This is a genomic window from Streptomyces sp. NPDC030143, assembly GCF_055573695.1.
In genome coordinates, this window is sequence record NZ_JBVIAY010000005.1 from 393,955 (window position 1) to 418,104 (window position 24,150).

Annotated in this window: 19 protein-coding genes and 1 pseudogene; 13 read left to right on the plus strand and 7 right to left on the minus strand. The window is 75.1% G+C overall.

The annotated features are described in order from the left end of the window. Nucleotides 1-70: 70 nt before the first annotated feature. The 3 genes and pseudogenes from ACZ4YY_RS12360 to ACZ4YY_RS12370 all read left to right on the plus strand — a co-directional run. On the plus strand, nt 71-1,567 hold the full coding sequence (locus ACZ4YY_RS12360; protein WP_468287565.1) for a hypothetical protein: 1,497 nt from the start codon (nt 71-73) through the stop codon (nt 1,565-1,567). Then, complete coding sequence (locus tag ACZ4YY_RS12365) at nt 1,564-2,508, plus strand: lysylphosphatidylglycerol synthase domain-containing protein (RefSeq protein WP_468287567.1); 945 nt, start codon at nt 1,564-1,566, stop codon at nt 2,506-2,508. The genes ACZ4YY_RS12360 and ACZ4YY_RS12365 overlap by 4 nt, the downstream gene beginning before the upstream one ends. Nucleotides 2,509-2,627: 119 nt before the next feature. After that, a pseudogene (locus tag ACZ4YY_RS12370) lies at nt 2,628-3,038 on the plus strand (proteasome subunit beta); the annotation flags it as partial. A gap of 31 nt (nt 3,039-3,069) precedes the next feature. Here the strand turns inward: ACZ4YY_RS12370 and ACZ4YY_RS12375 are convergent. Both ACZ4YY_RS12375 and ACZ4YY_RS12380 read right to left on the minus strand, forming a co-directional pair. After that, entirely contained in the window at nt 3,070-4,029 is a 960-nt protein-coding gene (locus tag ACZ4YY_RS12375) for a hypothetical protein (RefSeq protein WP_468287569.1), read from the minus strand. Between the two features lie 10 nt (nt 4,030-4,039). Next, entirely contained in the window at nt 4,040-5,509 is a 1,470-nt protein-coding gene (locus tag ACZ4YY_RS12380; RefSeq protein ID WP_468287730.1) for an APC family permease, read from the minus strand. 332 nt (nt 5,510-5,841) lie between these two features. Between ACZ4YY_RS12380 and ACZ4YY_RS12385 the strand changes: the two genes are divergently transcribed. Further along, nucleotides 5,842-6,315: a DUF5709 domain-containing protein gene (locus ACZ4YY_RS12385; RefSeq protein ID WP_468287572.1), complete on the plus strand. Its 474-nt coding sequence runs from the start codon at nt 5,842-5,844 to the stop codon at nt 6,313-6,315. 248 nt (nt 6,316-6,563) lie between these two features. Here the strand turns inward: ACZ4YY_RS12385 and sthA are convergent, their stop codons facing one another. Beyond that, nucleotides 6,564-7,967 carry a Si-specific NAD(P)(+) transhydrogenase gene (sthA, locus tag ACZ4YY_RS12390; RefSeq protein WP_468287575.1) on the minus strand — a complete coding sequence of 468 codons (1,404 nt, stop codon included), beginning with the start codon at nt 7,965-7,967 and terminating at the stop codon, nt 6,564-6,566. A 66-nt stretch (nt 7,968-8,033) separates the two neighbouring features. Continuing rightward, nucleotides 8,034-8,240, minus strand: coding sequence for a hypothetical protein (locus ACZ4YY_RS12395; protein ID WP_468287578.1), 207 nt, complete (start codon nt 8,238-8,240; stop codon nt 8,034-8,036). A gap of 220 nt (nt 8,241-8,460) precedes the next feature. On the opposite strand from ACZ4YY_RS12395, the gene ACZ4YY_RS12400 reads away from it, so the two are divergent. The 3 genes from ACZ4YY_RS12400 (at nt 8,461) to ACZ4YY_RS12410 (ending at nt 12,185) form a co-directional block, all read left to right on the plus strand. Next, nucleotides 8,461-10,710: an MMPL family transporter gene (locus ACZ4YY_RS12400; protein WP_468287581.1), complete on the plus strand. Its 2,250-nt coding sequence runs from the start codon at nt 8,461-8,463 to the stop codon at nt 10,708-10,710. Nucleotides 10,711-10,855: 145 nt separating this feature from the next. Continuing rightward, a complete protein-coding gene (locus tag ACZ4YY_RS12405; RefSeq protein ID WP_468287584.1) occupies nt 10,856-11,743 on the plus strand; it encodes a GNAT family N-acetyltransferase in 888 nt (295 codons plus the stop codon). A 163-nt stretch (nt 11,744-11,906) separates the two neighbouring features. Then, complete coding sequence (locus ACZ4YY_RS12410) at nt 11,907-12,185, plus strand: GlsB/YeaQ/YmgE family stress response membrane protein (protein WP_399419372.1); 279 nt, start codon at nt 11,907-11,909, stop codon at nt 12,183-12,185. 22 nt (nt 12,186-12,207) lie between these two features. On the opposite strand, the gene ACZ4YY_RS12415 is transcribed toward ACZ4YY_RS12410, so the two are convergent. The 3 genes from ACZ4YY_RS12415 to ACZ4YY_RS12425 all read right to left on the minus strand — a co-directional run bounded on the left by ACZ4YY_RS12415 (nt 12,208) and on the right by ACZ4YY_RS12425 (nt 14,893). After that, nucleotides 12,208-13,101 (minus strand): Gfo/Idh/MocA family protein, encoded by an 894-nt coding sequence (locus ACZ4YY_RS12415; protein ID WP_468287587.1) that lies wholly within the window; start codon nt 13,099-13,101, stop codon nt 12,208-12,210. Nucleotides 13,102-13,207: 106 nt separating this feature from the next. Next, on the minus strand, nt 13,208-13,417 hold the full coding sequence (locus tag ACZ4YY_RS12420) for a hypothetical protein (RefSeq protein WP_468287590.1): 210 nt from the start codon (nt 13,415-13,417) through the stop codon (nt 13,208-13,210). Between the two features lie 96 nt (nt 13,418-13,513). Further along, the gene (locus tag ACZ4YY_RS12425; RefSeq protein ID WP_468287593.1) at nt 13,514-14,893 is read right to left on the minus strand and encodes a type III PLP-dependent enzyme domain-containing protein; all 1,380 of its coding nucleotides are present in this window, start codon (nt 14,891-14,893) and stop codon (nt 13,514-13,516) included. A 523-nt stretch (nt 14,894-15,416) separates the two neighbouring features. Here ACZ4YY_RS12425 and bdeA point away from each other — a divergent pair. The 6 genes from bdeA (at nt 15,417) to ACZ4YY_RS12455 (ending at nt 24,144) form a co-directional block, all read left to right on the plus strand. Continuing rightward, nucleotides 15,417-16,322 (plus strand): bis(hydroxyethyl) terephthalate hydrolase, encoded by a 906-nt coding sequence (gene bdeA / locus ACZ4YY_RS12430; protein WP_468287732.1) that lies wholly within the window; start codon nt 15,417-15,419, stop codon nt 16,320-16,322. Nucleotides 16,323-16,507: 185 nt separating this feature from the next. Further along, nucleotides 16,508-19,336, plus strand: a complete 2,829-nt coding sequence (locus ACZ4YY_RS12435; protein WP_468287596.1) for a LuxR C-terminal-related transcriptional regulator — start codon at nt 16,508-16,510, stop codon at nt 19,334-19,336. A 142-nt stretch (nt 19,337-19,478) separates the two neighbouring features. Continuing rightward, a complete protein-coding gene (locus ACZ4YY_RS12440; protein WP_468287599.1) occupies nt 19,479-20,777 on the plus strand; it encodes a PucR family transcriptional regulator in 1,299 nt (432 codons plus the stop codon). Between the two features lie 822 nt (nt 20,778-21,599). After that, nucleotides 21,600-22,394, plus strand: coding sequence for an ABC transporter ATP-binding protein (locus ACZ4YY_RS12445; RefSeq protein WP_468287602.1), 795 nt, complete (start codon nt 21,600-21,602; stop codon nt 22,392-22,394). Next, a complete protein-coding gene (locus tag ACZ4YY_RS12450; RefSeq protein WP_468287605.1) occupies nt 22,391-23,251 on the plus strand; it encodes an ABC transporter ATP-binding protein in 861 nt (286 codons plus the stop codon). The genes ACZ4YY_RS12445 and ACZ4YY_RS12450 overlap by 4 nt, the downstream gene beginning before the upstream one ends. Further along, complete coding sequence (locus ACZ4YY_RS12455) at nt 23,248-24,144, plus strand: branched-chain amino acid ABC transporter permease (protein WP_468287608.1); 897 nt, start codon at nt 23,248-23,250, stop codon at nt 24,142-24,144. The genes ACZ4YY_RS12450 and ACZ4YY_RS12455 overlap by 4 nt, the downstream gene beginning before the upstream one ends. Nucleotides 24,145-24,150 lie beyond the last annotated feature (6 nt).

The following is a 24,150-nucleotide window of genomic DNA, read 5'->3' on the forward strand; positions in this document are numbered from 1 at the left end:
ACCCTGCGGACCCGGGCGACCCGGGTTAGTTTGGGCATGTTTTTCCGGTCCCGGGTGAGGGGTGGCAGGGATGGCGCACGGCACGGACGCCCTGCTCGCCGGCGTGCGAGGCGGCAGGCCGGCGGCCGTGCCCGGGACGCCCTGGCGCCCGCGCGGCGCGTGGCCGCTGGCCGCCGTCGCCGGTGCCTTCACCGCGGCCCAACTGCTCCTCGTCGGCCCCGGCCTGGGCCTGGGCTGGGACGAGACGGTGTACGTCAGCCAGATCTCCGCCCGGGCGCCGGCGGCCTTCTTCAGCGCGCCGCGCGCCCGGGGCGTCTCCCTGCTGGTCGCACCGGTCACCTCCTGGTCGACCTCCACGGAACTCCTGCGGGTCTACCTCTCGCTGCTGTCCGGCCTCGGCCTGTACCTCGCCCTGTGGGTGTGGCGTGGACTGTTCCCCGCCGGAGTCCTCGCGGCCGCGGGCGCGCTCTTCGCCTCCCTGTGGGTGACGCTGTTCTACGGTCCGGCGGCCATGCCCAACCTGTGGGTCGCGTTCGGTGCCCTGGCCTGCGTCGGGTGCGCGCTGCGGGTCCGCGCCGACCCCCGCGACCGGGCCGCCCTGGCAGGAGCGGTGGCCGGCGCCGCCCTCATGGCGTGGATGCGTCCCACCGACGCCGTGTGGATCGCGGCCCCGCTGCTCGTCCTGGTGGTCGCGGGCCGACGGACACGGCTCGGACTCGCCCTGCTCGCGGGGTTCTCGACCGGCATCGGCCAGTGGGTCGTCGAGGCGTACCTCCACCACGGCGGCCTCGCGCACCGCCTCGCCGAGGGCTCCCGCATCCAGGGCGGACTGGGCTGGAACCTCGCCGTCGACGACCAGATGCGCGGCCTCGTCGGCCGCACCCTGTGCCGGCCGTGCACCGGCTCCCTGCCCCACCCGGTGATCACGGCCTGGTGGTGGGCCCTGCCGCTGCTCGCCGCCGCCGGCCTGACGGTCGCGGTCCGGGCCCGCCGCACCCTGCCCACCCTGCTGCCGCTGGCCTGCGCCGCCACGGCCGCCCTGCCCTACCTGTTCCTCATCGGCTACGCCGCACCCCGCTTCCTCCTGCCCGCCTACGCGCTGCTCGCCCTCCCCGCCGCCGACGCGCTGCGCCACCTGGTCAGGGCGCCCGCAGGCCGGTGGCGGCCGGCGGCCGCCACCGTCGTCGCGCTCGCCCTCGCCGGCCATCTCGCGGTGCAGTACGTGGTCCTGGACCGTCTCGTGGACCGCACCGCCGCCGACCGCCGCGACCGGGACCGCACCGTCGCCCGACTGCACCGGCTGGGCGTCCGCCCACCCTGTCTGCTCACCGGGCACGAGGCCATCCCGGTCGCCTTCCACGCCGGCTGCTCCTCGGCCGACACGAGCGGACCCAACACCAACAGCACCGAGGCGGAGGTCCTGCACACGGCCCGTCGGATCCCGACCGCCGCCCTGTCCCGGCCGGGAAGCCCGCCTCCCCCGTACGCGCGCGACTGGCGGACCGTGCCGTCCGACGCCGTCGACCTGCACCTCGCTCCGCCGGCGGGCGGGGACGGACGCCCGTGACGTCCGGGCAGGTGGCCGTCCCGGTCACCCGCAAGGGCCTCTACTGGCAGTCCGCGCTCACGCTCGCCGTCCTGGTGGCCGCGGTTCTCCTGGCCCGCCGGCACTGGGACGTGCTGGAGAGCGGCGTGCTGCGGCTGGCCGTGGCCCACCGGGGCTGGCTGCTGGCGGGGGCGGCGGCAGCGGCGGGGACCTGGCTGTGCGCGGCCCTCGCCCAACAGGGCGCCGTGGTGCGGCGGCTGCCGCCCGGGCGGCTCGTGGCGGCACAGTTCGCCGCCTGCGCGGCGGGCCACCTCCTGCCCGCCGGGCTCGGTGCGGGCGCCGTGAACCTGCGGTTCCTCATGCGCCGCGGACTGACCGCCGGCCGGGCGGCGACCGCCGTCGCGGTCAAGGCCACGGCGGGCGGTGTGGCGCGGGGCACCCTGATCGCCGTTCTCGCCGTCGCCGGGCCGGGGCTGCCGTGGACGATGCCGTCCGGCGCCGGGGTGTGGGCCGGCGTGGCGGTCGTGGCCGTCGGAGCGATCGTCGTGGTGGGCGGCCGGCCGGGGTCGCGCTGCCGGCGGGCGGCCGCAGCCGCCGCGGCGGACGTGCGGGCCGTCCACGCGCGGCCCCGTCGCGCGGCGGCCCTGTGGGGCGGCTCGGCGGCGTTCGCCCTGCTGCACGCGCTGGTGCTGATCGCTGTCACCCGGGCCGTCGCCCTGCCGTTGCCGCCGGCCAAGGTGGCGCTGCTCTACCTCGTCGCGAGCGGTGCCGCCGCCCTGTTGCCCACACCCGGCGGGCTCGGCTCGCTGGACGCCGCTCTCGGACTCGCCCTGGCCGCCGCCGGCGCACCCGCCGCCGCTGCCGCCTCCGCCGTGCTCGGCTACCGCCTGCTGACGGTGTGGCTGCCGCTGCTGCCCGGCCTGCTGGTGCTCGGGATCCTCGTCCGGCGCGGCGCGCTGTGAGCGCGGGCCGTGTTTCCCGGCGGCCCGCGTCCGGTAGGAGTCCGGTGGCCGGACGGGAGACAAGGGGGAGTGCCATGACGTGGAAGGAGAACGGCGGGCGGTTGGGGGAGGAGTTCTTCATGCAGGGCCTCGGCGTCGTCCCCCTCCTCACCGGCTACGCCCCGTCCGCCCCCGAGGGCGAACGCGGCCGCATCTTCAGCTTCGACGTGGCCGGTGGCCTGTACGAGAAGAGGGACTTCCACGCGGAGGGATCCGGATCGCCGTACGCCCGGGGCGCGTTGAAGAAACTGTTCCGCAGGGGCATGGACCGGCGGCAGGCCGCGCTCGCGGCCCTCCACGCGCTGTACGACGCGGTGGACGACGACTGCGCGACGGGCGGCCCGGACATCGGCCGCCGCATCCTCCCCCTCGTGTCCGTCATCACCGAGGACGGCTTCGAACGCCTGCCGGAACGCGAAACCGAGGCCCCGACCCACCAGATGATCACCCGACGCCACACCCACCCGGACGGCCCGACCACTACACCGTGATCCCGACGTACGGCGACCGTCCCGCACGCCCTCACGTCCGTACCGACCACTCCCTTCGCCAGCGGGTGATCTGTTGGGTCGGATCTCCCGTGTAGGACCAGGGCGTGCGGGTGGCGCGGGGGCCGAGCAGGGTGAGGAGGGGGGCCGCGATGTGTGGCGCGTTCGCCGAACAGGCGGCGTGCGTCAGGTAGTTGAGGTCGCGGAGCTCGGCGGGGGCGATCTCGTCGGCGGTGCGGCCCATGATCCAGCGGTCCCAGGTGCGGCGGACGTCGCCGACGGCGCCGTCGTTGGTCCAGTGCTGGCCGAGGCACACCGCGGTGGTGCGGCCGGGGGCCGTGTCGAGTGCGGCGCGGTACTCCTCGACGCGGGCGTACTGCACCAGCACCGGCAGGGGGCAGCCCGACGGGGCCGCGCCGGCCGCGTCGCGTGCGAAGTCGTACATCAGGCCGTGCGTGCCGTGCCAGCGTGCCGAGTAGTAGTGCAGCACCTGGAGGTGGCCCTCCATGCTGTACGGGTCCCGGCGGTGCAACTCGTCCCACCAGCGCGCCAGTTCCTGCCGGCGCACCCCGGACGGGTACAGCCGGGCGACCGAGACCAGCGAGATCCACGGCGTCGGGTCCTCCGGACAGGCCTCCGCCGCCGTGAGGCAGGCCAGCACCGCGCGGTCGACGCGGTGCCCGTCGATCGGCACACCCCGGCCCGCGCTGATCGCCAGATGGAAGGCCCGGGTGGTCTCCGTGGCCGCCCGCAGCACCAGCGCGTCGGCGCTGTGCGGTTCGGCCGCCAGCCAGCTCTCCGCCGCCGAACTGCCCGCGCAGTCCTGGGCGAGCAGCCGTACCCGGTGCCCGCGGACCGGCCAGTCGGGCCCGGTCGTCCGCAGCAGCTCACGCAGTCCCTGCCAGCGGCCGATGACGATGTCCTGGCGGGCGCGGGACAGGAGGGCGTCCCCGCAGTCGGGGTCGAAGTCGGGAGCGAAACGGTCTCGCGGCATCGGGTTCCCCCTAGAAGTCGGTGGGGAGACCCTCGTGGGCGGGGGAGTGTGCCGGCGCGTGCCCCTCGGGCACGTAGTCGGCGGTGACGGTCCGCGACGCGTCGAGCCGGGCCGGCCGGTAGTAGTCGCTGCCCCGCCGCCAGTACCACAGCATCGGCACCAGCCCCACCGCGAGTCCGCCGAGACCGATCGCGACGGCCGCGGAGCCGATCCGGCCCAACGACTCGGCGAAGACCCAGAACATGAACAGGGCACCGCCCAGCGGCCACACCCCGCCCAGCAGGAAGTGCGCCGGCGACCGCAGCAGCATCCTGCGGTAGGCGACGACCGCGGCCAGCCCGGCGAGCCCGTAGTAGACGGCGATCTGCAGGCCGATCGCCGCGATGGCGTCGGAGAGGATCTCACCCACCGAACCCAGCGCGTTCGCGGCGACGAACAGCGCCAGCGCCACCGCCCCGACCACGCCGACGGCGACGTACGGCGTGTTCCACGTGCGGTGCACCCGGCCCAGCGCGGACGGCATCGTGCGGTCGCGGCCCATCGCGAACAGCGAGCGGGTGACCTGGATGAGGGTCGTCTCCAGCGTGGCGACCGTGGACAGCATCACGGCGACGACCAGCAGCCTGCCGCCCCAGCCGGGCCACACCTCCTCGCCGAGCGCGGCCAGCACGTTCGCTCCGTTCTCCTCGATCTGCCGGCCGCTGAGCACGACGTTCACCGCGACGGTGAAGACCTCGAAGAGCACGAAGACGATCCCGAGGCCGATCAAGCCCGCGAGTCCCGCCGTACGACGGCTGTCGCGGGTCTCCTCACTGAGGTTGCTGGTGACGTCCCAGCCCCAGTAGTAGAACGCCGCGACCAGCGCCCCGGACGCGAACCCGGCCGGCCCGTCGAACCGGCCGGGGGCGAACCACGACCAGTCGAAGACCCGGGCGTGGTCGGAGTGCAGGAACGCCAGCACCGCGAACAGCGCCAGGAGGGCCAGCTCCACGCCCGTCATCACCCACTGCGCCCGCACGGTGAGCCGGGCGCCGCCCAGCACCACACCCAGCATCACCAGGAACCAGGCGGCGCCCACCACGGTCGACAGGGCCGTGTCCGCGGCGAGGCCCTCGTCGAACAGGGCCAGCGTCATCGAACCGGCCGGCAGTGACCCCGCCACCATGAAGATCGTCGCCGACACCACCAGCGCCCAGCCGCTGACGAACCCCAAGAAGGGGTGCAGCGTGCGCCCCACCCACGAGTAACTGGCGCCCGCGTTGACGTCGATCCGGCTGAGCCGGCTGAAGGCCAGCGCGATGCCCGTCATCGGCAGGGCGCAGTACAGCAGCGCCGCCGGGCCGGCCAGGCCCACCGCGCCGGCGAGGACCGCCGTGGTCGCAGCGATCGAGTACGCGGGGGCGCTGCCCGCGACCGCCATCACCACCGTGTCGAACGTGCCGAGGGCATTCGCCCGGAGCCCTCTGCCGTTGTTGCCCATGTCGCGCCGCTTTCCGTCGTGCACACCGCCGGAGAGGGGGAACGGCCCGACGGAGCAAGGGGTGGGGGGTGGTGCACCGCCGCGCGCCGGACGAGGGATGACCTCGGGGACGCGGGCGGGAGGAGCGCGGTGGGCGCCGTCCCACCCTGTGTGGGGGGTCGGTCACACCGAGTGTGCGAGTGATGATAGCCAAGGCCGTTGAGCTTTCAAGATTGACGGACCGGTAATGTCCGCGGTGCCCGTGCACCTGGCATGTGCCGGGGTTGGGGCGGGCGTGACGGGATACGCGGACGGGGACAACGCACCGAGAACAGCAGCCCAGGGAGGCCTCGATGGGCACGGAGCCCGAGACGACCGCCGACGACGCCTACCAGCCCACCGGCACCAACGAGGAGCAGGAGGACGCGGCGCCGCTCGACCTCCAGGACGCGCTCGACGAACGCACCTACGACGAGACCCTGGACGAGGGCTACTCCCCGCCGGAGAAGCCCCTCGGCGTCACCAAGCACGGCACCACCGCGGCCGAACAGCACGAGGGCGAGACCCTCGACCAGCGTCTCGCCCAGGAGGTCCCGGACGTCAGCGGCCCCGCCGGCGACGGGATCGGCGACCTCCCGGACGGAGAGGGCGAGCCGGTCGACCCCGAGGCGGGCACCACCCGGGCCGGCCGGCTGGTCGCCCCCGACGAGGGCGCCCACCCCGACGCCACCAAGGAGGAGATCGCCGAGGACGTCGGCATCGACGGCGGCGCCGCGGGCGCCGAGGAGGCCGCCGTGCACGTGGTGGACGAGAACGACCTGCCCTAGGGGGTGTTTCGAAAGTCCCGCACAGCACCCACGGCGCCCGGCACGCCCTCTCGCCGCACCGGCCGAAAGCCCGAGTACATCCAGTACGAGCGCTTTCGTCCGGCACGCCGAGAGCACGCACCGGACACCGCGGGCACCGCACAGGACTTTCGAAACACCCCCTAGCCGGAAGGCGTCTCAGGGGTCCTTGCGCCATGAGCGCCTGATCACGCCGCGTGGCCCGGGCGGGCATGGCGGAAGGACCCCTCTCAGTCCCCGATCCGGTCCAACTGCCGCAGCCGGTTGGTGGCGTCGAGGGCCGCGACCTTGTAGGACTCGGCGAGCGTCGGGTAGTTGAACACGGCGTCGACGAGGTAGTCGACCGTGCCGCCCAGGCCCATCACGGACTGCCCGATGTGGATCAGCTCGGTCGCGCCGCTGCCGAAGCAGTGCACGCCGAGCAGGGTCCGGTCCTCGGGGGAGACGAGCAGCTTCAGCATGCCGTGCGCGTCGCCGACGATCTGCCCGCGCGCCAGTTCCCGGTACCGGGCGACGCCCACCTCGAACGGCACCCGCTCCTCGGTGAGCCGGTCCTCGGTCCGGCCGACGAAGCTGATCTCCGGGATGGTGTAGATGCCGATCGGCTGGAGGTGGTGCATCCGCCCGACGGGCTCGCCGCAGGCGTGGTAGGCGGCCGCCCGCCCCTGCTCCATCGCCGTCGCGGCCAGCGCCGGATAGCCGATCACGTCGCCGACGGCGTAGATGTGCGGCACCTGCGTGCGGTAGTGCTCGTCGACGGCGATCCGCCCGCGCGCGTCCGCCGCCAGCCCCGCGCGGTCCAGGTCGAGTCCGTCGGTCAGGCCCTGCCGGCCGGCCGAGTACATCACCACGTCGGCGGGGATCCTCTTGCCGCTCTCCAGCACGGTGAGCGCACCGCGCGGATGCCGCTCGACGGCCGCGACGGTCTCCCCGAACCGGAAGGTCACCGCCAGGTCCCGCAGGTGGTACCTGAGCGACTCGACGACCTCGACGTCGCACATGTCGAGCATCCCGGCCCGCTTCTCCACCACCGTCACCTTGCTGCCGAGCGCGGCGAACATGGACGCGTACTCCATCCCGATCACCCCGGCACCCACGATCACCATCGACCGCGGCACCCGCTCGATCGTCAGGACGTTGTCGGAGTCGAGGATGGTCCGGCCGTCGAACTCCACGCTCGACGGCCGCGCGGGCCGGGTGCCGGTGGCGATCACGATGTGGCCGGCGCTCAGCAGCCGCTCCCGTCCGCCCGCCTCGCGCAGGGCGACGGTCCGGTCGTCGACGAACCGGCCGGTGCCGGCGAACAGGGACACGTGGTTGCGGGACAGCTGGCTGCGGACCACGTCGACCTCACGTCCCAGCACGTGCTGCGTGCGCGCGGTCAGGTCGGCGACGGTGATGTCCTCCTTCAGGCGGTAGCTCTGCCCGTAGAGGTCGCGTTGGGTGAGGCCGGTGAGGTAGAGCACCGCCTCGCGCAGGGTCTTGGAGGGGATGGTGCCGGTGTGGAGGGAGACCCCGCCGACCATGTCGGGGCGGTCGACGACGGCGACGCGGCGGCCCAGTTTGGCCGCGGCGATGGCGGCCTTCTGACCGCCGGGACCGGATCCGAGGACGAGCATGTCGAAGTCGGGCACCCTCCGGAGTCTGACAGCCCCGGCACTCCCTCCGGAAGGGTGGACCCGAGCCGGCCCGTCACCGGATCACGGCAGCAGCTTCTCGATCGCCTCCGGGCCCTCCTTCTCGAGCTTGCGCCGCGCCCACTCGAGGTTGCGCTCGGTGAGGTCCCGGCCCGCGGCGAGGACCATGTCCTCGGGCGACACGTCGGTGCCGGTGCGGGTGTGGAGCAGGCTGTCCGGGGTGACGCGGTCGGGGGAGGGCCGGGAGGCGTCGGGCTGTGACGTCGGCATGGTGACTGCTCCTCGCGTCCGAAGGGCTGCTTCGGCCCGGTGCTCACTGTCATCGGGTCCACTAACACCATTCATCCTGACGGCCCGGCCTGCATCCCGAGCGGCCCGGCGACCCGTGCGGTCCGAGATGCCGTGGTGATCGGCGGGGCTTCTAATGGGCTCTGTTCTGAGCGTGCGAACCACTTGCGCGGACGACGCGCGGCACAGAAGGCCCAGGTCTATGGAATCCACCGGTGCCGGGGAACCGCGACGCGGGGGACTACGGCGCCTCGGCGCCTGGTGCGCACGTCACTTCGTCGTCGTCATCTTCGCCTGGCTGGTGGCGCTGGTCGCCGTCCAGGCGCTCGACCGCGTGGTCGGCGGCGACTACGAGGACGACTTCCAGCTGTCGGACGTGCAGTCCCACAAGGGCCTGGACGTGCTCCAGGAGCACGACCCCCAGGCCGCCGGATACAGCAGCCAGATCGTGCTGCACGACGACCGGCAGAACCTGGACGCACTGGACTCGCAGATGGCCACCGCCGTCGGTGACCTGCAAAGACTTCCCCATGTCCGCGCAGTGCAGAACCCGCTGAGCCAGAGCCCGACCAAGGTCGGCCCGGTTTCGGGCGACGGCGGCACCGGCTACATCACCATCCGCTTCGACGTCCAGCCCTCCACCCTCGGCGCCGGCTACCTGGACGGCGTCGACGACGCCGTCCAGCCGCTGCGGGCCGCCGGCGCCGAGGTCGAGTACGGCGGATCGCTCGGCGAACTGGCCCGCCCCGCGGCGGACGACCGGATCAGCGAACTGATCGGCTTCGCCGTCGCCGTCGTCGTCCTGCTCATCGGCTTCGGCAGCGTCATCGCCGCAGGACTGCCCCTGGTCACCGCGCTGATCAGCGTCGTCTGCGGGCTCGGCCTGCTGGGGCTGCTCGCCGCCGCCTTCACCTTCGCCACCGTCTCACCGACCCTCGCCACCATGATCGGCCTGGGCGTCGGCATCGACTACGCCCTGTTCCTGATCACCCGTCACCGGCAGAGCCTCATGGACGGCGCCGACCCCGTCGAGGCGGCCGGGCACGCCGCCACCACCAGCGGTCGCGCCGTCCTGGTCTCCGGCACCACCGTGATCATCGCCCTCGGCGGCCTCTACGCCTCCGGGGTGTCGTTCATCGGCAAACTCGGCCTCGCCGCCGCCTGCGCGGTGGTCACCGCCGTGGTCGGCGCCCTCACCCTCGTGCCCGCCCTGCTCGGGCTCATCGGCCGCCACATCGACCGCTACCACGTGCGCAGACCGGTCGCCGAGACCGATGCCGAAGGCGGCGCCGCCCCGCAGGGCACGTGGCACCGCTACGCGCAGCGGGTGGAGCGCAGACCCTGGCAGTTCCTCGGCGCGGGCGTCGCCGTCGTCGCGGTCCTCGCCCTGCCCGTCTTCTCCCTCCAGCTCGGCCACATCGGCGACGGCGCCGACCCGACGTCCTTCACCGACCGACGCGCCTACGACCTGATGACCGACGCCTTCGGCCCCGGCTCCAACGGGCCCCTCACCGTCGTCGTCGACCAGAGCGACGTCCCCGCCGACCAGCGAGACGCCCTCTCCTCGAAGGCGCAGCAGACCCTGAACGCCGTCCCGGACGCGGCCACCGTCACCCCGCTGACCCCCACCCAGGACGGCGACGTCCTGCTCGCCACCGTCTACTCCACCCGATCCCCGCAGAGCGCCACCACCACCGACCTCACCAACCGCCTGATCCACGACACCCTGCCCGAGGCGCTGTCCGGCTACGACGCCGAGGGGTACGTCACCGGCACCACCGCAGCCCAGGTCGACTTCCGGGACATCGTCGCCGACCGGCTGCCGCTGATCATCGGCGTCGTCGTCCTGCTCGCCTTCCTGATCATCCTCGCCGTCTTCCGCGGCCTCCTCGTCGCGGTCAAGGCCGCCGTCCTCAACGTCCTGTCCATCACGGCGTCCTACGGCGTCGTCGTCGCCGTCTTCCAGTGGGGCTGGGGCGGGCCCGCGCTGGGCGTCCACGGCACGGTGCCCATCGAGAGCTATGTGCCGATGATGATGTTCGCGATCATCTTCGGCCTGAGCATGGACTACGAGATCTTCCTGCTCTCCCGCGTCCACGAGGCGTGGCTGCGCACCGGCGACGCCAAGGACTCCGTCGCCCACGCCCTGGAGATCACCGCCCGGGTCATCACCTGTGCGGCCCTGATCATGGTGAGCGTCTTCGCGGCGTTCATCGTCAGCGACAACATCGTCGTCAAGATGCTCGGGCTCGGCCTCGCCGTCAGCGTGCTGATCGACGCCACCGTCGTCCGGCTGCTCATGGTGCCCGCGGTGATGACCCTGCTGGGGGCGCGCGCCTGGTGGACGCCCCGCCGGCTGGACCGGCTGCTGCCGCACATCGACACCGAGGGCGAGGGTGCCGGGACCTCGAAAACCGGTGGACGGCGCGGGAACGGCACTCCTAAGGTGTGACCGCACGCCCGGAGACCCACGGAAGGAGGCGAGCGCCATGACGTTCACCGACATCCCGCGCTCCCTCTCCGTGACCCCGGCGTGCCGCGTCTGACCCTCGTCCGACGCCCGGGAGCGCATCACGCTTCGCATCCCGGAGGAATCCGTGACCGATCTGGTCATCCGCGCGCTCGACGAGAGCGACGTCCACCTGTTCGACACCCTGCCCGACCCGCTGCGCGCCGCCGAGGCGTTCGGGAGGGCCACCTACCGCCCCGAGTGGAAGCGGGTCGCCCTGCGCGACGGCAAGGTCGTCGCCCGCGCCGCCTGGTGGGGCGGACCCGACGACACCGAACCCCTGTCCGCCGAGTGGTTCGACTTCGCCGACGGCGAGGAGGAGGCGGGTGCCGAACTCCTGCGCAGCGCACCCTGGAAGATCGGCCTCCAGGTGGTCCTGCCCGGCGGCTGGCGCGACGACCCCGCCCAGCGGGCCGCCGCAGAGGCCCGCTTCGCCGCCGCCCGCGCCGCCGGCCAACGGCTGTTCGTGGAGCGCTACGTCTACCGCTGGACCCCGCAGTGCGGTCTGCCCGACCGGCCCGGACGCCTCACCTTCGCGCCCGAACCGGACGACGCGGTCTTCTTCGACGCGCTGCGCCGCATCCACTCCGCCACCCTCGACGCGCACGCCCGCAAGGCCATCGAGAAGGGCGGCCTCGACCTGGCCGCCCAGGAGGAACTGGACTTCTTCCACTGGTGCCCGTCCCCGCGGGAGTGGTGGCAGGTCGCCCGCACCCCCGACGGCGACCTCGCCGGCATCCACATCCCGGCCCACAACCCCTCCGGCCCGTGCGTCGGTTTCATCGGTGTGCTGCCCGAACACCGGGGCCACGGCTACGCCTACGACCTCCTCTCCGAGTGCACCCACTTCCTCGCCGAGCGCGGCGCGCAGTTCATCGCCGGCGCCACCGACCGGGCGAACACGCCCATGGCCGCACACTTCGCGAAGGCGGGCTACCCGGTGGTGAGGGAGCGGGTGCACTTCGAGACCGAGTGACCGGCGCACGGCACCGGCGAGTCGACCGTCACCGGTCGGGGGACCCCACGTCCGGGTCGATCCCGCGACCGGGTCGCAGATCGTGACGAGAGGACAGGTTTGCCGATCCCGTGTCCGTGCATTCGGAAGACGTACATGTATTCCGACGGAGATGGGAGGAATCGTGGGCATCATCGCCTGGATTCTGATTGGTCTGCTCGCCGGTGCCATCGCCAAGCTCCTGCTGCCCGGGAAGGACCCGGGCGGCATCATCGTCACCATGCTCATCGGTATCGTCGGGGGTCTGCTCGGCGGTTGGCTGGGCAAGGTGATCTTCGGAGTGGACTCGATCGACGGTTTCTTCGACCTGTCCACCTGGATCGCCGCGATCATCGGCTCGCTCATCCTGCTCGTCCTCTACCGGGCCGTCACCGGCAACCGCCGCACGCACCGGCACGCCTGAGCCGGCGCGTGCGCCGTTCGGCTCAGCCGCTGCCGGCGGCCAGCAGGGCCTCGGCCTCGGCGAGCACCTCGGTGACACGCCGGCCGAAGGCGGCGTCACAGGCGTGCGGACGACCGTCCCGGGCCGCGGTGCGCAACGCGTCCGCGGCCCGGGCGAGGGCCGTCGCGGCGTCGGAGGCGCTCTCCGGCAGCCGCGCCACCCCGCCCGCGCCGCGGATCTCGACGCAGGCGCCGGCCGCAGGCGAGGGGGCCGTCAGACTGAGCGTCAGCGTGCTGGACGCTCCGCCGGCATGGTCCAGGACCAGATGCGAGGTGTCGCCCGGTCCGCGGACCGCGGCCACGACCCGGCGCACGTCGCCCAGCACCGGAAGCAGCACCGACAGGGCGTGCGGGCCCACGTCCCACAGGGCGCCCTTCTCCCGCCGCCACGGCGTCGCGAACGGATGGTCGTCGGTGTCGTCCGCGAAGACCGCGCCCAGCCACTGCGCATGGGCCGTGAACCACCCACCCGTGGCCGCCTGTTCGGTGATCCACGCGTCGGGCTCGGGCAGGAAGCGGGTGGTGAAGAAGACGACGGACGCCACGCCCGCCTCCCGTACCGCCCGCTCGACCTCCCGCGCGCCCGCCGGCGTCGCGGCGAGCGGCTTGTCCAGCAGCAGATGGCGGCCGGCCCGGGCGGCGCGTACCGCGAGGCCCGCCTGGACGTCCGGCGGCAGCGCCACGGCCACCGCGTCCACCTCCGCCAGCAGGGCGTCGACGTCCTCGTAGGGCCGGGTGCCGTGCCGGTCGGCCAGTTCCTTCGCGGCGGCGGGACGACGACCCCACACACCCGTGAAGTCGAGACCTTCGTGCGCGGCCAGCACGGGCGCGTGGACCATCTGGGCCCAGGGGCCGGTGCCGAGCAGACCGATCCGCATGTCGCTGACTCTCCTCCGCCGGTCGGGTGACGGCCGGCACCGTGCGCGGCGCCGCCCGTGCGCGAGCCTCGCACACGGGCGGCGATCCGGGGGACCCCGGGGGCGGTCAGGCCGCCCGGGCGTGCGACCGGCCCTCGTCCGGGACCGGCCGGCCGCTGTCGGCGCCGCCCCGGACCAGACGCAGATGCCGCCTGCGTTCGGCGGCGTGGCGCCGCCTGCCCGGGGCGGGCGGCGCGAACAGCGAGTCCTCCACGCGGTCCAGGACCACGAGCAGGGCGGACACGAGCGGCAACAGGAGTACGGCGACCCAGAGCACGGAACTCTCCTTGTCAGACGACAGGGTCCGGGTGCTCAGAATCACGCCCCTGATGCCTGGCGAACGCCGTACTGCCGTGATTCCCGGCGAACGCCGTCAAGGCCGCGATGTCCGGCGAACGCCGTCAGGGTCCGGCGGCGCCGCGAATCCCGTCAGCAGGGCGTCCGCGCGGTCCAGTCCGCTCTCCACGGAGATCTCACGCAGCGTCTGCTCCGGCCGCACCGTCGCGAACGCCACCCGCCCGTCGAGCGGCGCCCAGCCGTACACCGCCGGCCGGGGCAGGCTGTTGTACGCCCAGGGCGCCGAGAAGTAGTAGGCGCCGGTGTCGTGCACGACGACCCAGTCGCCTTCGGCGAGTTCGGGCAGTACCCGGTCGTGCGCCACGACGTCCCCGGCGAAGCAGCAGGGCCCGGCGACGTCCTGCCGCAGCGGCGCCGTCCGCTTGGGCGCGCCGTCGGGGCCGAGGGCGCTGACCCGCAGCGGCCAGGACTCCGGCATGAACACCGTGCGGGTGGCCACGTGCGCGCCGGCGTGGGTGACGGCGACGCGCCGCCCGCCGGCGTCCTTGACGTACTCGACGCGGGCCGCGAGGAAGCCGTTCTTGGCGAGCAGGGAACGGCCGAACTCGGTGACCAGCCGGTAGCGGCCGTCCAGCAGGGCCGGTTCGGTCCGGGTGAGGGCGGTGACGTAGTCGGCCCAGGTCGGGCTGACCGTGTCGTCGGCGAAGTTCACCGGCAGCCCGCCGCCCAGGTCGAGGCTGGTGACCTGGCGGCGGCCCACCCGTGCGTCGATCTCCCCGGCCAGCGTGTGCAGGGCGGCCAGGCCCTCGGCGATCAGGGGGAGCGGACAGCCCTGTGAGCCGACGTGGCCGTGCAGCCGGGTCAGCCAGGGCCGTCGTGCGAAGGCCTCCACGACCCGCTCGCGGGCGCCGGGGTCGCGCAGCGCCACACCGAACTTGGAGTACTCCGTCGCGGTGCTCATCGCCCCGATCGATCCGGCGCCGACCTGCGGATTGACCCGCAGTCCGACGACGGACGCGCAGCCGGCCGGACGCAGGGCGTCGATCCGGTCGAGTTCGGCGAGGTTGTCGGCGTTGAGCGCCACCCCGAGGGCGAGGGCCTCGCGGATCTCCTGCCGGGTCTTGGCCGGCGAGTCCAGCACGATGCGCGCCGGGTCGAACCCGGCGTCCAGCGCCAGGCGCAGCTCCCCGGGGCTCGCCACCTCGCAGCCCATCCCGGCGTCGGCCAGCAGCCGCAGCACGGGGACGAGCGGGCAGGCCTTGGCGGCGAAGGCGTGCAGCACGTCGGGCAGGTCGGCGAAGGCGGTGTGCAGCGCGGCGACGCTCTCGCGCACCCCCTGCACGTCGATGAACCCGGCCAGCGGCCGGTCCTCGCCCAGCAGCCCGTCGGCGACGGCCTGGCGGACGGTGGGTGCGACGCGCGCTGCGGCGGCCGGGTTCTCGGTGGGAAGCGACACGTCCTGGGTCTCCTTCGGTGCGGTGCGGCGAGGGTCCCGGGCCCGGGCCGTGACTCCAGGGTCGCCCCTACCCGGCCGGTACGTCCGCGGAGTCCCCCACCCAGTCCACCGCACCCCTGACCGCGGCGCACCGCCGGCCGGGGCCGGGCGGAGAGGTGGACCGGACGGGCCGGGGCCGGGCGGGGGAGCGGCAGTCGCCGCGGTCGTCGGGTCCGTGCGCCGGGGCTGTTTCGTGAGGTTCCCTCCGGGCGCCTGCTCCTGGTGGGTGTCCTGGTCCGGCGTGGGAGCGCCGCGGTCGTCGGCCCGTGCCCCCCGGCGCCGGGGCTGTTCTCGGGGCCCCGGCGCCCGCACCCGGCGAGCCCCCTCTTCCGCCGCACGAGAGACCGGTGACATTGCCGGTCCCCGTGCCCCCGGCGAGCCCCGACAGTGGCACCGCATCCCCACCACGGGGCCCGTCCGGTCGGGCGGGCCGTCGCGACAGAGAGGACGACTCGTCGTGCAGCAGCAAGCGCGTACCGATGCCATCCGCCGGAGGTCCACCGGTACTCCCCACCGCAGGCCCGGCCGACTCGCCGGTGTGGCGGCGACGATCGCCGCCGTCGTCGGCCTCACCACCCTCGGCGGACCCGGGGCGCACGCCGCGGACAACCCCTACGAGCGCGGCCCGGCGCCGACCACCGCCAGCATCGAGGCGGCACGCGGCCCCTACGCCGTCTCGCAGACCAGCGTCTCCTCCCTGGCCGTCACGGGCTTCGGCGGCGGCACGATCTACTACCCGACCAGCACCGCCGACGGCACCTTCGGAGCGGTCGCCGTGTCGCCCGGCTTCACCGGCACCCAGTCGTCCATCTCCTGGCTGGGACCGCGCCTCGCCTCCCAGGGCTTCGTCGTCTTCACGATCGACACGATCACCACCCTGGACCAACCCGACTCGCGCGGACGCCAGTTGCTCGCCGCCCTCGACTACCTCACCCGGACCAGCTCCGTCCGCTCCCGCGTGGACGCCACCCGGCTCGGCGTCATGGGCCACTCCATGGGCGGCGGCGGAAGCCTCGAGGCCGCGAAGACCCGGCCCTCCCTCCAGGCCGCGATCCCGCTGACGCCGTGGAACCTCGACAAGACCTGGCCCGAGATCGCCACCCCCACCCTGATCATCGGCGCCGACGGCGACACCGTCGCCCCCGTGTCCAGCCACGCCGAACCGTTCTACGCCGGCCTGCCGTCCTCCCTGGACCGCGCCTACCTGGAACTGAACGGCGCCACGCACTTCACCCCGAACACCTCGGACACGACCATCGCGAAGTACAGCGTCTCCTGGCTGAAGCGGTTCATCGACAACGACACCCGCTACGAGCAGTTCCTGTGCCCGCTGCCGCGGCCGAGCCTGACCATCGAGGAGTACCGGGGCAACTGCCCGCACACCTCCTGACCCGGCCTCCCCACCCGCCCGGCCGTTGTGCCGGTGCCCGGCGCGAGCCGCCGCACCTTGGGCACCGGCACAAGCCGCACCCGGCCCGTCACCCGTGAACCCACAGGTGGCGGGCCGAAACCGCGTTCCCCGCGGCGTGGACGCACGGCTTCCGCCTTTCCTCACGCGTGCGTACCGTCGCGGAGATGACCGGACAGACGACCGCGCGTCCCGTCCCCCCACCGCCCCGCCGGAGCCTCCCGCGGCCCCGGGCGGCGACCGGCCGGGCGGGCGCCGGGGCGTGGGCGACGACCGACGGGGCCGGTGCTGGGGCGTGGCCGGTCACCGGCCGGGCCGGTGCCGGGGTGCGGGTGGTGACCGGGGAACCCGGCTGCGGTCGCACCCGGTTCCTCGAGCGGGCCGCCCGCGCCTTCACCGCCGGACCCGTCGCCCACGTGCGGGCCGGCGCGACCGGGTCCGCCGTCCCCTACGGCGGTCTGCGCACCCTGCTGCGCGCCCTCGGCGACCCCGCGGCGGGCCTGCGAGTCGGACTGCTCGACACGGTGCTGGCCGCCGCCGCCCGCACGCCGTTGCTGGTGTGCGTCGACGACGCCCACCGGTGGGACGCCGCCTCCCGCGCCGCGCTCGGCCGGGCCGCCGCCCACCTCGCCGGGGCGGCGGACGTGACCCTGCTGCTCACCGTCCCCGGACACCGCCCCCTCGCACGGGAGTTCGCCCGGCTGCCCGTGACCCGGCTGGACCCGCTGTCCCCGGCCGAGGCGGCCGACCTGCTCGACGAGGTGACCGACGGGGCCGTCGACAGCGGCGTCCGGGACGACCTGGTCGACGCGGCCGAGGGCAACCCGGCGCTGCTGCTCGCCCTCGTGCGGCGGCTCTCGCCCGCCCAGGTGCGCGGCGGCCGGCCGCTGCCCCGGCCCCTGCCCGACAGCGAAATCCTGACGGACCTGGTGGGCGGACACCTCGCAGGGCTCACCCCCGAACAGCACGACGTCCTGCTGACGGTGGCGGCCGCCGTGCGGGACGACGAGGACGCGCCGGCCGACCGGGGCGTCGTCCTGCGGGCCGTGGAGCTGCTCCGCGACGGCGCACCCGTACCGCCCGGCGAACCGCTGCCCGATCTGCTCGCCTCCACCGACGGCACGGTCCGCGTCCGCAGCGACCTGCTGCGCAGGGCGGTGTACGCCGGGGCACCGGCCGGGCGGCGCCGGGCGGCCCACCACGCGCTGGCCCGGGCCCTGGAGGACGAGGGCCGCGCCCCGCGCGCCCTGCTGCACCGCTCCTGGTCCACGACGGCCCCCGGGCCCGGCCTCGCGGCCGAACTCGCCCGCGCCGCGACGGGGTCGGGCGGCCCGGCCCGGCGGTGCGCGGCCTACACCCGGGCCGCCGAACTCGCCGACGACGTGGCGGAGCGCGCCCGGCACCGCACGGCCGCCGCCGAACAGGCCCTCCTCGCCGGACGCGCCCACCGGGCCCGGCGGCTGCTGGACGCGGCCCTCGGCGGCGCGGCACCCGGCGACGTACGCGGCCGCGCCGAACTGCTGCGCGGGACGGTGGTGCTGCACGACGGACCCGTCGACGAGGCCCAGGCCTCCCTGCTGCTCGCCGCCTCCCTGCTGGCCGACCGGGCCCCCGGGCCGGCGGGCGCCGCCGCACTGGGCGCCTTCGACGCGGCCTGGTCGGCCGGGGACGTGGCCGGATGCCTGCGGGCGCTCGACCGGTGCGGGGACCTGACCGGACACCGGGAGACGGTGGACGACTACCGGATCGGCGTCCACGCCCTGCTCACGGGGGAGGTGGCGCGGGCGGCACGGTCGCTGCGGCGGGTGATCGAGCACGCCGGGGGCGCCGACGCCCCGGAGGACGCCCTGCGCGCCGCCGCGGCCGCCCTGATGCTCGGCGACCTCGACGCCGCCCGCCGCACCGGTGCCCGCGCCCTGGCCGCCGCCCGCACCCACGGCGCCGCCGCGGCGGTCCCGCGCGCCCGGGAGTACCTCGCCTACGCCGAACTGCGCGCCGGACGGCACGCCGTCGCCCGGGCCCACGCCGAGGAGGGGCTGCGCGCGGCGTACCGGGCGGGACAGCGCAACACCGCCGCCCACCACCGCGCGGTGCTGGCGCTCGCCGCGTCGATCGAGGGGGAGCCCGAGCTGGTCGCCGCACAGGTGAGTGCCGCGCTGAGCACCGCGCGCCGGCACGGGCTGATCCAGGCCGCGACCCTCGCGGAGTGGGCGGCCGCCCGCGCCGACCTGGCGCACGGCCGTCCGCGGGAGGCCGCCGAGCGGCTCGGACCGCTGGTGGGGCCGGGTCCGCGCCGGGGGCACTTCGCGGTGTGGATGCTCGCGGTGCCCTGCTTCGTGGAGGCCGCCGTCCGCGCCGGCCGTCCCGACGGTGCCCGCGCGGCCGTCGCCGACCTCGCCCGGTGGGCCGCCCACGGCGCCGACCCGCACGCCCCCGCCCAACTGCTGCGCTGCCGGGCCCTGCTGGCCCCGCCGGACCGGGCCGACGCGCTCTACCGGCGGGCGGTCGACCTGCACGACCGGGCGGGCGGCGACTTCGAGCGGGCGCGCACGGAACTCCTGCACGGCCAGTGGCTGCGCCGCCGGCGCCGGCTGCGCGAGGCCCGCGACCGGCTCGGGGCCGCGCTGCTGGGCTTCGAACGCTGCGGGGCCCGCGCCTGGGCGGACCAGGCGCGCAGCGAGCTGCGGGCGAACGGGGTGTCGGCGGGGGGAGCCCGGGCGGCGGGGCTGCCGGGCCGGCCGGGACCCTCGGGGTACCCGGCGCCGTCCGGTCCCCGGGGCACGTCGGCGCTGTCCGTCCTGACCCCGCAGCAACTGCGGATCGCGCGGTGCGTCGCCCAGGGCGCCACCAACCGGGAGGTGGCCCTGAGCCTGTCCGTCAGCACCCGCACCGTCGACTACCACCTGCGGAAGGTCTTCGCCACGCTCGGCGTGCGCTCCCGTGTCGAACTGGCACGACTCGTCGAGCAGGCGGAAAAGACCGGTGCACACCCCTAGGGACCGACCGGACGGTATGTCATCCTTCGGGGCAGGACGAGACAGCCGGCGGGGACCGCGCGGACTCCACGGCCGACCCCGAGCCGCCGGGAGCCCCGCCGCGCGAGCGCCGCCGGGACACCGACCCTGGGGGAGGACCGCGATGCACCACGCCCCACGGCCCCGAACCGCGCTGCGCCCCGCACCGGCCGCCACGGCACCACGGCCGCGCCCACGCCCGCGGCGCGTGCGGTCGCTGACCGACGCCGACGCCCTGCACGTCCTGCACCGCGCCGCGCGCGTGCTGCTGGACGACCTGCCCGACCTCACCGACCGGCTGGTCGCCGCGCTCCAGGACCAGGAACCCGCCTACCGCGCGGCCGTGGAGAGCGACCCGGCCGCCACCTGGCAGGAGGTGCACCGCTCGCTCCGGCACAGCGTGTCCTCGCTGCTCGACCCGCGCGGCAACCGGGACGCGGCGCGGCGCTGCTCCTGGAAGATCGGCGCCACCCGCGCCGAACAGGGCTTGCCGCTGGACGCGCTGCTGCACGCGTTCCGGCTCGGCGGATCCCTGGTCTGGCAGGGGCTGGTCGAGGAGACCTCCCGGGCCGCGCCCGAGGACGTGCGCCTGCTCGTGCACGTCGCCGCCGACGTGTGGAACTTCGTCGACGAGCACTGCACCCTCGTCGCCGACGCCTACCGCCAGGTCGAACGGCAGCTGGCCTGGCGGCGCGAGAACCGGCTGCGGCTGCTGGCCGCCGCCCTCCTGGACGGCACCAGCCGCATCGCCGACCTGCCCGAGACCGCCCAGGCACTGGACCTGCCCGAACAGGGCCGCTACGCGGTCGTCGCGGTGGCCGGCGGCTCCCCGGCGGAGGCCGCAGCGGCACGGGCCGCCGCCGGGCGGGAAGCCCGCGGACGGGTGCACTGGCACACCGGGGTGGAGGTGGACTACGGCATCGTGCTGCTCGGCGAGGGCGGCACGGCCCCCGACGGCGGGGCGGGCAGCGCGGCCGACGACCCGGCCCGCTGCCCCCCGTCGGGCGCCCGCGTGGGCGTCAGCACGGCCGTCTCCGGGCTGGCCGCCGTCGGCGACGCGCGGCGGCTGGCCGACACCGCGCTGCGGATGTGCCCGCCGGCCGGCGGTACGGTCCGACTCACCGATCACCTGCCCGCCGCCCTGGTCGTCGCCTCGCCCGACCTCGGCGCCGCCCTCGCCGAGCGCGTCCTCGGCCCCCTGCGCGCCCTGGAACCTGCCGACGCGGCCGTGCTCCTGGACACGCTCGCCACCTGGCTGGCCTGCGACGGCTCCGCACAGCGCGCGGGGGAACGGCTGTACTGCCACCGCAACACCGTCCTCAACCGCCTGCGCCGCTACGAACAGCTCACCGGCCGCTCCCTGTCCCGTCCGGCCGACGTGGTGGAGATCACCCTCGCCCTGGCGACACGGGCGCATTCCTGAACCCCCTCAGGGGGACGCCGCGTCACCCCCTCTGGTGTGCGGAGCCGCCCCCCGGGTCACTCGGCGCGGCTCCGCTCCGCGTCCGCGCGGCGAAGTGCCCCGAGGGGAGGCGCCCGCGTGGTGCCGCGCCGCGTGACGAGTACCGGGTGGTGACGCGCCGCGTGGCGATGTACCGGGTGGGTGACGCGCCGCGTGGCGAGGTGCCTGCGGGGCGGCGCGCCTGCGTGGCGATGTGCCCCGTGGTGACGCGCCTGCGTGGCGGCGCCGCCCCGTGGCGAAGTGCCCGCGGGGCGACGCGCGCCCTCACACCGCTCGCAGGGCACGTGTCGTCCCCGCGCGCTCCCGCCGGGTCGGGCGGCACAGCCGGAGCAGGGCCCGACCGCGGGCCGCTGGCCGCGAGGGCGTTTCCACTGAGCAGGGCCCGACCACGGACCGCTGGCCGCGAGGGCGTTTCCACTGAGCAGGGCCCGACCACGGACCGCTGGCCGCGAGGACATCTCCACGGCGACGCGCCCGTCCGGCGGCGCCCGTCTGGCGGCGCCCGTCTGGCGGCGCCAGTCCGGCGGCGCGCCCGTCTGATGACACACCCCCGCACCGACCCGCCCCGTGACGCCGCTGTCGCGGACCCCGCCCGCACCTGGGCACCATCACAACCCCGTCCCCCGCCCGCACCTGGGCACCCGCACAACCCCGCCCGCCGCCCGCTGGGCCCGCGCAGCGAGCCCGTCGTGATCGCTGTACCGCCGCTCGCGCGGCGTGCTGTCGTGAGCTCCCCTTCCCCCGAAGTGCCGTGCCCCCGTGGTGCGGACCCGAGGAGCCGCGATGCCCGAAGCACCTCCCTCCGACGCGCCCGCGCTGCACGTCGAGGACCTCGACGTGACGTACGGGCGGGCCCTGTCGGCCCTGCGCTCGGTGTCCCTGACCGTCCCGCACGGGGCGGTGGTGACGCTGCTCGGCGCGAACGGCGCCGGCAAGACCACGCTCCTGCGGGCCGTGTCGGGAACCCTGCGCCTGCACCGCGGCACCGTCACCGCCGGCCGCGTCCGCTACGGCGACACCCTCCTCGACGGACGCGACCCCGTCAGGGCGGTCCGGGCCGGCGTCGTCCAGGTCCCCGAGGGACGGCGGGTCTTCGCCGGGCTCACCGTCGAGGAGAACCTGCGCAGCGGCGGCCTCGGCCTGGGCCGGCGCGCCCCCGCCCTCGTCCGGGAGGCCCGCGACCGCGTCTACGGGCTCTTCCCCGTGCTCGCCGACCGCAGCCGCCAGGCCGCGGGCCTGCTGTCCGGGGGCGAGCAGCAGATGCTCGCCATCGGCCGCGCCCTGATGGCCGCCCCGCGGCTGCTGCTGCTCGACGAACCCTCCCTCGGTCTGGCCCCGCGCATGGTGTCCCGGATCGCCGAGGTGATCCGCGAGATCAACGGACAGGGCACGGCCGTCCTGCTGGTCGAGCAGAACGCCGGCATGGCGCTGTCCCTCGCCGACCACGCCCATGTCCTGGAGGTCGGTGAGATCCGGCTGTCCGGCCCGGCCGACGAACTCGCCCGGACGGACGCGGTACGCCGTCTCTACCTCGGTGAGACGGCCCAGGAGACCGCCGGCGACCAGGGGGTCGCGTGAACATCCGCTCCACCGCCCGCCCGACGGGCGCCCGCACCGACGGCCGCCCCACCGCACCGGCGGAGCTGACCGTCGACGAGGTCACCGTCCGCTTCGCCGGCCTCACCGCCCTGGACGCGGTGTCGTTCACCGTCGCCCCGGGATCGGTGCACGCGCTCATCGGACCCAACGGCGCCGGCAAGTCCACCTGCTTCAACGTCCTGTCGGGCCTGTGCCGACCGGCCGCCGGACACGTCCGTCTCGGCGCCACCGAACTCACCGGGCTCGCCCCGCACCGCATCGCCGCCCTCGGCGTGGCCCGCACGTTCCAGAACATCGTCACCACACTGGGCACGGTCGCCGACAACCTGATGCTCGGCCGGCACGCCCTGAGCCGCGCCGGCTTCGCCGCGAGCGCCCTGCGCCTGCCGAGGGCCGTGCGCGAACAACGCGAGCACCTCGACCGGGCCCGCGAGATCGCCGAACTCACCGACCTGGACCACCACTTCGACACCCCGGTGGCCCTGCTGTCCTACGGCGACCGCAAACGCGTCGAGCTGGCCCGCGCCCTCTGCCTGGAGCCCCAGGTCCTGCTGCTCGACGAACCCGTCGCCGGCATGAACGGCGCCGAACGCGCCCGCACCGCCGAGGTCGTGCGGACGGTCCGGGACCGGCTCGGCCTGTCCGTGGTGCTCGTGGAGCACGACATGGGGATGGTCATGCGTCTCGCCGACGAGGTCACCGTCCTCGACTTCGGCCGCCCGCTCGCCCACGGCACCCCCGACGAGGTCCGCCGCCACCCCGAGGTGCTCCGCGCCTACCTCGGCGGCGACACCCCCGACGACGGGACCGCACCGACCGGGGAGGACACCCCGTGACCACCCTCCTCGACACCCTCCTCAACGGCCTCGCCCTCGGCGCCGTCTACGCCCTGGTCGCCCTCGGCTTCGTCGTCATCTTCAAGGCCTCCGGAGTCCTCAACTTCGCCCACGGCTCCCTGCTGCTCCTCGGCGGCTACCTCGTCGCCGTCCTCCACGACGACCTCGGTTTCGCCGGCGCCCTCGCGGTGGCCGTCCTGGCGACCGCGGCCGTCGCCGGCGCCCTGGACCGGCTGCTGCTGCAACGCGGCGACCCGGACCACCGAGCCGCCCACGTGCAGACCATCGTCACCATCGGCGTCGACATCGTCCTGATCACCGACCTGGCCCGGCGCATCGGCGGCGACCTGCTCACCCTCGGCGACCCCTGGGGCGACGCGGTGACCGGCCTCGGACCGGTGACCGTCGCCGACAGCAGGCTCGCCGCCATCGTGGTCTCCGCCGTCGCCATCGCGGCCGTCTTCGCCCTGTTCCGGTTGACGCCCTGGGGCCTGTCGCTGCGGGCGGCGGCCGAGGACGTCGAGGCGGCCGCCCTGATGGGCGTACGGCTGAGCCGGGTGCGGATGCTCGCCTGGTGCCTGGCCGGCGCCCTCGCCGCCCTCGCCGCCGTGTTCCTCGCCGCGTTCCCGGCCCCCGGCCTGGAACGCACCACCGGGCAGATCGCCCTCAAGGCCTTCCCCGCCGCGATCCTCGGCGGCATGGCCTCCCCGCCCGGCGCCCTCGCCGGCAGCCTGCTGATCGGCCTGACCGAGGCGCTCGCCGCCGGCTACCAGACCGAACTGCACGTCCTCGGCGAAGGGTTCGGCGACGTCGCGCCCTACGCCGTGATGGTCGTCGTGCTGCTGGTGCGGCCCACCGGACTGTTCGGCGCGAAGGGAGCGGTCCGTGTCTGAGTCCAC

Excerpts from the sequence above, each read along its gene's own strand:
- ACZ4YY_RS12375 (WP_468287569.1), bottom strand. The coding sequence starts at position 4,029 with ATGCCGCGAGACCGTTTCGCTCCCGACTTCGACCCCGACTGCGGGGAC.
- ACZ4YY_RS12445 (WP_468287602.1), top strand. The coding sequence starts at position 21,600 with ATGCCCGAAGCACCTCCCTCCGACGCGCCCGCGCTGCACGTCGAGGAC.
- ACZ4YY_RS12395 (WP_468287578.1), bottom strand. The coding sequence starts at position 8,240 with ATGCCGACGTCACAGCCCGACGCCTCCCGGCCCTCCCCCGACCGCGTC.
- ACZ4YY_RS12360 (WP_468287565.1), top strand. The coding sequence starts at position 71 with ATGGCGCACGGCACGGACGCCCTGCTCGCCGGCGTGCGAGGCGGCAGG.
- ACZ4YY_RS12400 (WP_468287581.1), top strand. The coding sequence starts at position 8,461 with ATGGAATCCACCGGTGCCGGGGAACCGCGACGCGGGGGACTACGGCGC.
- ACZ4YY_RS12415 (WP_468287587.1), bottom strand. The coding sequence starts at position 13,101 with ATGCGGATCGGTCTGCTCGGCACCGGCCCCTGGGCCCAGATGGTCCAC.
- ACZ4YY_RS12440 (WP_468287599.1), top strand. The coding sequence starts at position 19,479 with ATGCACCACGCCCCACGGCCCCGAACCGCGCTGCGCCCCGCACCGGCC.
- ACZ4YY_RS12380 (WP_468287730.1), bottom strand. The coding sequence starts at position 5,509 with ATGGGCAACAACGGCAGAGGGCTCCGGGCGAATGCCCTCGGCACGTTC.
- ACZ4YY_RS12435 (WP_468287596.1), top strand. The coding sequence starts at position 16,508 with ATGACCGGACAGACGACCGCGCGTCCCGTCCCCCCACCGCCCCGCCGG.
- ACZ4YY_RS12385 (WP_468287572.1), top strand. The coding sequence starts at position 5,842 with ATGGGCACGGAGCCCGAGACGACCGCCGACGACGCCTACCAGCCCACC.